This window comes from uncultured Megasphaera sp., from assembly GCF_900539295.1.
Classification (GTDB): Bacteria; Bacillota; Negativicutes; order Veillonellales; family Megasphaeraceae; genus Megasphaera.
The window spans coordinates 1-10248 of sequence record NZ_UQBH01000043.1 but is presented as its reverse complement, the minus strand read 5'-3'; the positions used below and the strand labels follow the sequence as shown (position 1 = coordinate 10248).

Below are 10248 nucleotides of genomic sequence, written 5' to 3'. Positions count from 1 at the left end.
TCGTATCGCCGGCCCTCGACGTCGAAACGATTAAGCTGTGCAACCGCTACCGCGTAGCCGTCATGCCGGGGACGACGACCTTGAAAGACGTTGTTACGGCCCTTGAATGCGGCGCTGACGTCGTTAAAATCTTCCCGGGTGAAGTCGTGGGCATGAAGGCTATCAAAGCCATCCACGGCCCCTTGCCGCAGGCCCCGCTCATGCCGACGGGCGGTGTTAACGTCGACAATGCCGGTGAATGGATTAAAGCCGGCTGCGTTGCTGTCGGTGCCGGCGGAGCCCTGACGGGCGGCGGCAAAACGGCCGATGAAATTACGGAAACGGCCAAGAAATTCATTGCTGCTGTCAAAGCTGCACGGATTAAATAACCTTTCGCTGATAAGCTCCTTTTCAAGTAGGCCTGGGGTGACGACCTTGTTTTGCTTGGGAGGGAGTTTTTTTATTGTAATTTACGACTTTACCAATATCGTTTAAACAAGATTACTATGTAATTTAAAATGGCATAATAACAGTGGTTTATGACCGGTGAATGCAGTTAAGCTTATTTATCGCCAGCTGATTATTTTTTAGGAAATATATGGGCTGACTTTCTCTTTTGAGATAAATAGCCTATACTATTTCTGATGAAAATATGGTAAGATGAAAATGAAAGTGGAAAAAATTATAGACTTTAGGAATTATGGAGTGGCTATGGAAAAGTTTGAATTGAGAGAAAAAGCGCCTCATGAAACGGTGCGGGAATACGCTTACCGCGTGTTGTACCAAAATATCATGACTTTGAATCTGCCGCCGGGAACGGCTATGTCTGAACAGGAGTTATCCGGCGTATTGCAGGTAAGTCGGACGCCGGTTCGCGAAGCCTTCATTCGGTTGGCGGAAAAGGGGCTGCTGGAAGTACTGCCCCAGCGAGGCACTTTTGTATCAAAAATTCATACCGAGCAATTAGCCGAGTTTCGTTTCTTTCGAGTTACTATGGAACGGGCCATCGTAGAATTGGCCTGTCAGGAGTTTATAGATCCCTGGAAAACGAAACTGGAATTTTGTATCTTTGAGCAGGGGAAGTTTGTAGCTTCCGGCAGTGCCGAAAAATTTTTTAAGAGTGATAATACGCTGCATTCTCTTCTCTATGAAGGCTGCGGAAAGCCCCATATTTGGCAGGTCGTCCAAGACTCAAACCTCGACTATGCCCGAGCCCGCATTTTGAACGTCAGTGATGGTGATGCGGCCGAACAGATGCAGCTTCTCTATGAACAGCATAAGGGAATTGTACAGGCTGTGTTTGATAAAAATGTAAAAGCCGCTAAGGATATTATGACCGAACACATTAACAAGGTCATGGGTGACGTAGCAGTACTAAAACAAGAATATCCCGAATACTTCGGATAAAAAAAGGCTCCGTATATTTTATACGGAGCCTTTTTTTATATTGTAAAGCTTTCGCGCTCGACGAGTTCGGCGTTGAATTCGGTCCGGATGGGAACGGCATCGGAACCTTTCGTGGTTAATTCAGTTACGATGTTGACGGCAGCTGTACATAAGTTGGTCAACTTGTTGTCCAGGCTGGTAAGGGTCGGTGTCGCACACTCTGCTAAGATAGAATTATTACAGCCGATGACCGGGATGTCCCGGCCGTGACGCAAGGCCGCCCGCTGGGCTCCGACGGCAAAGATATCGTCGGCGGTAACGATGGCATCGAAGTCGATATTTCCAGCGACTAAGCGGTCGATCAAGGCTTCTGTATCGGCAAGTGTTCGGGGAATTTGTTGGATTAGCTCATTTTGATGAGGCAAGTCTAATTCTTTGATTCCCTGGCGAAATCCCTCCAATTTGTGGCGTCCGCTGTACGTAAGGGAACTATAAATATAGAGGATATGGCGACAGCTCTTGGCGGCCAGGGCAGAGACGACATCTTTCATGCCGTCTTTTTCATTACAGACGACACTGTACATGCGGGGCTGGTGATAATCACTGTTGATGGTAATGACTGGGATTTGACGGGCCGTTTCACAGAGAAGGCGGACATCGGACTCCGATGAAAAGGGCGTTCCGATGGTGATGATAGCATCGACATGTTTCCCTGCCATGTCGGAGATATACTTGCCGTTATGGCCGTTATCGCTGCCGGTGTTGGACAGCATGACGTCAAAGTGATGCTGCCTGAGGCCGTCTTCCAAAAGGGACACGGCATGGGCATAGAAGATATCGGCGACGTCGGTACAGATGACGCCGATTATTTTCATGGAATCCAGGCCCAATCCGCGAGCGAAAGGATTGGGTTTATAACCCATTTCTTTCATCACTTGGAGTACTTTAGCCCGTGTTTTTTCGCTGACCCGGCTGCTGCCGTTGAGGACGCGGGAGACGGTGGCGATAGATACATGGCATTTTTGAGCGATGTCGTAAATCGTGATATTCATAGCGATCGATCCTCTTTATGTAAAAATCTGGGGTACTTACATTATAACACACTTCTTTCTTAATAAATCAAGAGCTTTTGGAGGGGATTGTGTAAGGGCTTAACCGAAAGAAAATGAATAGACAAGGAGAACACTGGGGAATTTAGTAGCATGTTTAAATGTAATTGTTTTAACCATGAGGAAAAAGCATCAAAAACCGTTAATTTTTCAAAAACCATACAAAAAAATCATACGTCATTGACACTTAGGTCATGCTATGATATTCTTTCGGTAAAGATAAGTGTAAGAGCTTACAATAATTTTCTCAGTTGACCGACAGACATGATGCCGGGGATTTGGAAGGAGATAAATAAAATGAAACAATTTATGGACAAGGATTTCTTATTGGATACGGATACGGCAAAACATTTATTCCATGATTATGCCGCTAAGATGCCGATTATTGACTATCACTGTCACATCTCTCCGCAGGAAATCGCTGAAGATCACCATTTCCGCAGCATTACCGAAGTATGGCTCGGCGGTGACCATTACAAATGGCGCATCATTCGTGCCAACGGTACTCCTGAAGAAAAAGTCACCGGTGAAACGTCGACGGACTTGGAAAAATTTGTTGAATATGCGAAAGCGCTTTCTCGCTCTATCGGCAATCCCCTTTATCATTGGAGCCATTTGGAATTACAGCGTTATTTCGGAATTAATGAACCGCTGACCGAAAAGAATGCTGAAGACATTTTCAACCGCTGCAATGCTAAGCTCCAGGAAAAAAGTATGGGCGTTCAGGGCCTGATCGAACAGTCTAATGTTAAAGTCATCTGCACGACGGACGATCCGGCAGACGATTTGAAATGGCATAAAAAATTGAGAGACGAAAAGACTTGTTCTGCTAAAGTATATCCGGCTATGCGTCCGGACAAACTGATGAACGTCGACAAAGCCGGCTACGCGGATTACATGGCTCGTCTCGGTAAGGCTGCCAGCGTCGATATCAAGAACTTTGCCGACCTTCGCAAAGCCATGGACAAACGAATTGTCTTCTTTGAAGAAATGGGCTGCCGCGCTACGGACCATGCCTTGGAATATGTTTTCTGCCGTGAAGCCGATGAAAAGACGATTGATGCCATCATGGCCAAAGCCTTGAAAGGCGAAGCTGTAAGTAAGGAAGAAACGGAAGCTTATAAGACGGCCGTCCTCACCTATCTTGCCGGTGAATATCATAAACGCGGCTGGGCTATGCAGATCCATTTTGCAACCCTGCGCGACCTCAACTCGGAAATGTATCGTAAACTTGGTCCTGATACGGGGTATGACAGCATTGCCGAAGGCAACTGCTGCAAAGGCCTTATCGCCCTTTTAGACCATCTCAATGAACTTCATATTTTGCCGAAGACGATTCTTTATTCGGGCAACCCTAATGACAATGCCATGATTGCTACGATTATCGGCGCATTCCAGGGTCCTGGCGTTCGCTGCAAAATTCAGCAGGGCGCTGCCTGGTGGTTCAATGATACGAAACAGGGCATGCTCGATCAGATGAACGGCATTGCCGACGAATCTGTTTTTGGCAATATCCTGGGCATGCTGACGGACTCCCGCTCCTTCTTGTCCTATGCTCGTCATGAATATTATCGCCGAATTCTCTGCAACTGGATCGGCAATCTCGTCGAAAACGGCGAATATCCGAACGATGAAGACGCACTTCGTCAATTAGTCGAAGACATTTGCTACAACAACGCAGCCAACTATTTTCAATTTCAGATGTAAACGAGGGTAAACGATGAAAAATGTAAGTGAATTCCATCAGAAACAACAGCATCCCGTGCGGATCTTACAGTTTGGGGAAGGCAATTTCCTGCGTGCCTTCGTCGACTACGCTGTTGACGTAGCTAACGAGGAAAACGGTTTTGACGGCAGCGTGGCTGTCGTCATGCCCCGCTCGGGCAAGACCGACCGTTATTCTAAGCAAAATGACATATACACGGTCTGCCTGAGAGGTCAGCAGAACGGCAAAGTCTGCAAGGAAAACCGGGTCATTACGTCCGTAAAGACCGTAATCAGTGCCCGCGATGAATACGACGCCTTCATGGCTCTGGCTCATGAAGATACTCTCGAATTCGTCGTATCTAATACGACGGAAGCCGGCATTGTCTGTGATGCTGCCGACAAATTCGAAGACTGCCCGCCGACAACCTTTCCGGCCAAACTGACGAAGTTCCTCTATGAACGGTATACCTTCTATAAAGGTGCTGCCGACAAAGGCCTCATCATGCTGCCGACGGAGTTGAACGATAATAACGGTAAACTTCTTCAGGACTGCGTTACCAAGTATGCAGAAAACTGGGGATTGGAACAAGGCTTCCTGGGCTGGCTTGCGCATAGCTGCCGCTTTGTCGACACCCTCGTCGACCGCATCGTCGTAGGCTACCCTGAAGACTCCATTGAAAAAATTCAGGCTGAACTGGGCTATGAAGACGCCCTCCTCGACCAGGCCGAACCTTTTTCTCAATGGGTTATCGGTGATTCGACACTGGCCGATCGTCTGCCGTTAAAATCGAGTAAATTCCACGTCGAATTTACGGACAACATCCAAGCTTTCAAAGAACAGAAAGTCCGTATCCTCAACGGCGCTCATACGTCGATGGTTCTCGGGGCCTATCTCTCCGGCCTCGACTACGTCGGCCAGTGCATGGAAGACCCGATCATCCGCAAATCCCTGGATCAGACGGTTTTTGGCGAAATCGTGCCGACCGTCGATTTACCGGAAGAGAAGGCCGTTGCCTTTGCTCGTGCGGTCTACGAACGATTCGAAAATCCCTTCGTAAAACACGCACTCCTGGCTATTTCCCTCAACTCCATTTCGAAGTGGAGAGCCCGCATCCTGCCGACCTTTAAGGACAGCCTGGCAGCGACGGGAAAACTGCCGAAGTTCCTGACCTATTCGCTGGCCGCCCTCCTGGCATTCTACCGTACGACGGAAGCCAGCGACCAATGCCTCATCGGGTCCCGGACCGGCAACACCTATGAAATTCACGATGACGAAGAAAAATTGGACTTTATCAAAGACCATGCAGGTCTTGCGACGGCTGACTATGTCAAAGCCGTCCTCGGACAACAGGCTTGGTGGGGCGAAGATTTGACTGCCATTGACGGCCTCGCGGATGCTGTAACGGCTCATATGGACCGCATGGCGGAAGTTGGCGTCAAAGCTCATCTTACCGAATTGACTGCATAAGGAGATTATGATGAACGTATTCCAGATACACGCTGATGATAATGTTGCCGTCGCTGTTGACGCTGTTGCCAAAGGCAGCAGCGTTACCGTCGGCGGAGAGTCTTTTGCCGTCTGCCAGGACATTCCGGCAGGCCATAAAATCGCCATTAAAGAGATTAAAAAAGGCGAAGACGTCGTAAAATACGGTTTCCCTATCGGGACTGCAAAAATGGATATTCCTCAGGGTTCCTGGGTCCATACCCACAACGTCCAAAGTAAACTGGGCGACCTCCTGGATTACACCTACGAACCGGAAAAGGCTCAGCGTCCTCCCAAGGAAAGTGAAAAAAAATACGAGTTTCTCGGATATAAACGGACAGACGGCCAGGCCGGTATCCGCAATGAAGTTTGGATCATTCCGACCGTCGGCTGTGTCAACAATATTGCCAGGGCTATTGAAACGGCGGCCCAGGTCTATAAGACTGACAACATCGACGGCATCTATTCCTACAGTCATCCCCATGGCTGCTCGCAGCTCGGTGACGACCAGCTCCATACGCAGAAAGTATTAAGTGGCCTTATTCACAATCCCAATGCCGGTGCCGTCCTGGTCCTTGGCCTTGGCTGTGAAAACAACCAAATCAGCTTGATGAAGGAAGTCATCGGTGACTATGATCACGACCGCATCAAGTTCCTCATCTGCCAGGACGTAGAAGATGAAATCGAAGCCGGCACGGCGATTGTCAAAGAACTGTGCGACTATGCGGCTAAATCCCACCGGGAACCCTGCGATGCCTCACTGCTGACGATCGGCCTGAAGTGCGGCGGCTCGGACGGATTTTCGGGCATTACGGCCAATCCTTTGGTCGGTGAAATCTCTAACCGCCTCATCGCAGCCGGCGGCACGTCGATCCTGACGGAAGTGCCGGAAATGTTCGGTGCCGAAACGCTGCTCATGAATCGGGCCCGCAATGAAGAAGTCTTCGATAAGACCGTAGATCTGGTAAACAACTTTAAAGAATACTTCATGAACTACGGTGAAAAGATCAATGAAAACCCGTCTCCGGGCAATAAAGCCGGCGGCATTACGACCCTGGAAGATAAGTCCCTTGGCTGCGTACAGAAAGGCGGTCAGGCCCTGGTAGAAGATGTCTTGTCTTATGGCGACCGAGTCCAAAAGAAAGGGCTGAACCTCTTGCAGGCACCGGGCAATGACTTAGTTGCGGCCAATGCCTTAGCTGCAGCCGGTGCCCACATGGTCTTGTTTACAACTGGCCGGGGAACGCCTTTTGCCTGCCCGGTACCGACGATTAAGATTTCCAGCAACAGTAAGCTGGCCGAATTCAAGAAGAACTGGATCGATTTTAATGCCGGCACGATTGCTGAAGGGGAATCGCGGGAAGCAGCCGCTGACCGCCTGTTCCAATATATACTCGATGTAGCGTCCGGACGTGTTTTGGCAAAATCGGAAGCCTTGGATAAACACGAACTGGCTATATTTAAAAACGGTGTTACCTTATAAGGAGGGAGTGCAATGAGCACACAAGAAGCAACCCTGCCGAAGCCGAACGCTCCGGTTGAAGGGCAGGCAGCCAAAGACGGCCATGTAAAGCTGTCGTGGCGTGAAAAGATTTGTTATGGATTTGGTGATTTTGGCAACGGGTTTATGTTTGACCTCGGACAGGCCTACTTGACGAAATACTGGATTGACGTTTGTACCATCCCAGCGGCGGCTGTTGCCGGTATCTTCGCCTTTACCAAAATCTTCGACGCTTTTATGGATCCTATTGCCGGTTCGGTTATCGACGGCCGCAAGAACATCGGTCCTCGCGGTAAGTTCCGTCCGGTCATGATGTTTTCTGCCGTCATCCTGGCTATCTTGACGGTCATTACCTTTACCATGCCTGAAGTATCGCCGACAGGTAAGATTATCTTTGCTTACGGCGCTTACATGGCTTGGGGCCTTGTTTACTCCTTTACTAATATTCCTTATTCCTCCCTGGCCAGTGTTATGACCCGAGACGTTGAAGAACGAAGCCAGATGGCAACGACCCGTCAGGCCGGCTCCATCGGGGCTCAGCTCATTACCGGCATGGCCTTCGTCCCTGTCGTCATGATGTTCGCCTCTCCTCACCACGGCTTCTTTGTTGCCGCGGCCATCATGTCTATCGTCGGCGTCATCGGCTTTGCAATTTGCTATTTTAACTGCCGTGAACACGTACCGGTTAAGCGCAATACGGCTAATGAACAGAAGGCAAAAGCTTCTGACTATGTTAAACTCGTGTTTACCAACAAACCGCTCTTATGCATCATTTTAATGACCTTGTTTACCATTTCGGCCATGAATACCAACAACCAGATGATGATCTTCTTCTGTCAGTATAATCTGGGCTACATGGGATTCCAGCCGATTGTAAACGGCATCATGATGGGCTGCTCCGTCGTCGGTATCCTGCTCATTCCGAAACTGGTTAAAAAGTTTGGCAAGAAGAAAACGGCTATCGGCGGCTTGCTTATCGGCTGCGCAGCTGACTTGCTCAACTTCGTCATTCCGACCAATATTTACACCTTTATCGTTTTGGTTACCATCGGCTACGTTGCCCTGGCTATCCCGAATGGTGTTACCTGGGCCTTCGTTTCCGACGTCATCGACTACAGCGAATGGCATAACGGTATTCGTAAAGAAGGCATCACCTATGCTGCTTTCAACTTCTCCCGTAAAATTGCTCAGGCACTGGCTGCTGTCGTAAGTTCCGGCATCTTGGTAATGACCGGTTACGTAGCCAATGCTGTTCAGAGTGAAATGACCCTCATGGGCATCAAAGCCGCTATGACCCTGTATCCCGGCGTTGCTCTTGGGATTGCCGCCATCATCTTGTACTTCTTCTACGGCTTGACGGACGATAAATTCAAACAGATTGCTGAAGACCTGAATAACGGTAAGTGGGAACACGGCACCATCGAATAAGGAGGCTTTATTATGAAAGACAATAACTGCGGTTACTGCGTTAAAGGCGAACCGCTGGATAAGTTCGGAATCTATGTCTGTGACCTGTCAGTCAGCATGCTTGTTTTATTCAAAGAACAGAGTCATCCCGGCCGCTGTATCGTCGCTTATAAAGATCATGTCAGCGAAATGACGGAGTTAAGCGACGCCGACCGCAATGCCTTCTTTGCTGACGTTGCCCGGGCTTCTAAGGCCATTCATGAAGCTTTTCATCCGGACAAAGTAAACTACGGGGCTTATGCCGATACGGGACATCATCTGCATATCCACCTGGTTCCGAAGTATAAAGATGAATTTGAATGGAACAGTACCTTTGTTATGAACCCTGACCGCGTTTACTTGACAGATGCAGCCTATGAAGATATGATTGGTAAAATAAAGAAACAATTGTAAAACTAAGTAATCAGGGACTGTCTGCTGCGACAGTCCCGTCTTATCTCATGGAGGAATCAAAATGAAGAATGTGCTTACTATTGGTGAAGCGATGGGGCTTCTCATCGCCGAAGAAACGGGATCCTTGGAATCGGTCGAACATTTTTCCCGCCACGTCTGCGGGGCTGAACTGAACTATGCCGTCGGCATGGCTCGTTTGGGAAATAATGTATCGTATATCTCCAAAGTCGGTATCGATCCCTTTGGCCGCTGCATCGTAAATTTTCTGAAAGAAAATAATATTCACGAACAGTACGTATGGACCGATGACGACCATATGACCGGCTTCCAGATGAAAGAAAAAGTTGCCGAAGGAGATCCTTTCGTGGCCAATATCCGCAAGCATACGGCATTCTCTCATTTTCAGCCGGCTGACTTAGCCGGTATCGACTGGGCCGGTGTCGACCACCTTCATGTGACCGGGATTCCCTTGGCCTTGTCGGAATCGTGCCGGGAAACGATTTACACCCTCATGATGCGGGCTCACAGCAAAGGCGTACGCATCTCCTTTGACCCTAATTTGCGGCCCATGCTCTGGAAATCAGAGGAAGCCATGGCTCGGGTCATCAACGATGCCGCCCAGTACGCCGATATCGTCATGCCGGGCCTCGGCGAAGGCCGTATCCTGACCGGTCGGGAAAGTGAGCAGGATATTGCCCAGTACTACCTGCAGCGCGGCGTTCAGACCGTCGTCATTAAGCTCGGCGGCAGCAACGGGACCTATATCCGTACGGAAAAAGAAGAGTTATACGTACCCAGTTATCATGTTAAACACATCGTCGACACCGTTGGCGCCGGTGACGGTTTTGCCGTCGGCTTTACCAGTGGCCTCCTCGATGGCTTGAGCCTGGAAGATGCTGCCCGCAGAGGCGCCGCTATCGGGGCTATGGCCATTCAGGTAGCCGGGGATAATGAAGGCCTGCCGACGAGAGAAAAACTGGAAGCCTTCCAGGCCAGCCATTCGTAATGCGTTGTATAGAGATATCTTTTTGAGAGTGTGAGAGGAGTTTACACAATGGATAAGATCGAAGTCGTTAATAAAATTAAAGAAGTTGGTGTTGTTGCCGTCATTCGCGGCAATAATCCGGAAGAAGCCGTTGCCATGTCGGAAGCCTGCATCAAAGGTGGAGTCACGGCTATCGAATTGGCCTTTACGACGCCGCGGGCTCATGAAGCTATTC

8 protein-coding genes and 2 pseudogenes are annotated in these 10248 nt (G+C 49.1%); 9 read left to right on the top strand and 1 reads right to left on the bottom strand.

What is annotated here, in order from left to right:
• Together QZQ46_RS10390 and QZQ46_RS10385 are read left to right on the top strand one after the other, a co-directional pair.
• Positions 1–368, top strand: a pseudogene (locus tag QZQ46_RS10390) (bifunctional 2-keto-4-hydroxyglutarate aldolase/2-keto-3-deoxy-6-phosphogluconate aldolase); the annotation flags it as partial.
• A gap of 322 nt (positions 369–690) precedes the next feature.
• A complete protein-coding gene (locus QZQ46_RS10385; RefSeq protein WP_296829735.1) occupies positions 691–1386 on the top strand; it encodes a GntR family transcriptional regulator in 696 nt (231 codons plus the stop codon).
• Between the two features lie 35 nt (positions 1387–1421).
• On the opposite strand, the gene QZQ46_RS10380 is transcribed toward QZQ46_RS10385, so the two are convergent.
• A complete protein-coding gene (locus QZQ46_RS10380; RefSeq protein WP_296829732.1) occupies positions 1422–2417 on the bottom strand; it encodes a LacI family DNA-binding transcriptional regulator in 996 nt (331 codons plus the stop codon).
• 354 nt (positions 2418–2771) lie between these two features.
• On the opposite strand from QZQ46_RS10380, the gene uxaC reads away from it, so the two are divergent.
• From uxaC to QZQ46_RS10345, 7 genes and pseudogenes are all read left to right on the top strand, one after another.
• The gene (uxaC, locus tag QZQ46_RS10375; RefSeq protein WP_296829729.1) at positions 2772–4181 is read left to right on the top strand and encodes a glucuronate isomerase; all 1410 of its coding nucleotides are present in this window, start codon (positions 2772–2774) and stop codon (positions 4179–4181) included.
• 13 nt (positions 4182–4194) lie between these two features.
• Positions 4195–5649, top strand: coding sequence for a tagaturonate reductase (locus QZQ46_RS10370; protein WP_296829726.1), 1455 nt, complete (start codon positions 4195–4197; stop codon positions 5647–5649).
• Positions 5650–5656: 7 nt separating this feature from the next.
• A complete protein-coding gene (locus tag QZQ46_RS10365) occupies positions 5657–7150 on the top strand; it encodes a UxaA family hydrolase (RefSeq protein WP_296829724.1) in 1494 nt (497 codons plus the stop codon).
• A 12-nt stretch (positions 7151–7162) separates the two neighbouring features.
• Entirely contained in the window at positions 7163–8596 is a 1434-nt protein-coding gene (locus tag QZQ46_RS10360; protein ID WP_296829721.1) for a glycoside-pentoside-hexuronide (GPH):cation symporter, read from the top strand.
• A gap of 12 nt (positions 8597–8608) precedes the next feature.
• Positions 8609–9028: an HIT family protein gene (locus tag QZQ46_RS10355; protein ID WP_296829718.1), complete on the top strand. Its 420-nt coding sequence runs from the start codon at positions 8609–8611 to the stop codon at positions 9026–9028.
• A 61-nt stretch (positions 9029–9089) separates the two neighbouring features.
• On the top strand, positions 9090–10034 hold the full coding sequence (locus tag QZQ46_RS10350; protein ID WP_296829714.1) for a sugar kinase: 945 nt from the start codon (positions 9090–9092) through the stop codon (positions 10032–10034).
• A gap of 48 nt (positions 10035–10082) precedes the next feature.
• Positions 10083–10248 (top strand): annotated as a pseudogene (locus QZQ46_RS10345) (bifunctional 2-keto-4-hydroxyglutarate aldolase/2-keto-3-deoxy-6-phosphogluconate aldolase); the annotation flags it as partial.

Bases quoted from the DNA above. Each gene is read 5' to 3' on its own strand.
- QZQ46_RS10365 (WP_296829724.1), top strand. From the start codon at position 5,657: ATGATGAACGTATTCCAGATACACGCTGATGATAATGTTGCCGTCGCT.
- QZQ46_RS10385 (WP_296829735.1), top strand. From the start codon at position 691: ATGGAAAAGTTTGAATTGAGAGAAAAAGCGCCTCATGAAACGGTGCGG.
- uxaC (WP_296829729.1), top strand. From the start codon at position 2,772: ATGAAACAATTTATGGACAAGGATTTCTTATTGGATACGGATACGGCA.
- QZQ46_RS10380 (WP_296829732.1), bottom strand. From the start codon at position 2,417: ATGAATATCACGATTTACGACATCGCTCAAAAATGCCATGTATCTATC.
- QZQ46_RS10360 (WP_296829721.1), top strand. From the start codon at position 7,163: ATGAGCACACAAGAAGCAACCCTGCCGAAGCCGAACGCTCCGGTTGAA.
- QZQ46_RS10355 (WP_296829718.1), top strand. From the start codon at position 8,609: ATGAAAGACAATAACTGCGGTTACTGCGTTAAAGGCGAACCGCTGGAT.
- QZQ46_RS10370 (WP_296829726.1), top strand. From the start codon at position 4,195: ATGAAAAATGTAAGTGAATTCCATCAGAAACAACAGCATCCCGTGCGG.
- QZQ46_RS10350 (WP_296829714.1), top strand. From the start codon at position 9,090: ATGAAGAATGTGCTTACTATTGGTGAAGCGATGGGGCTTCTCATCGCC.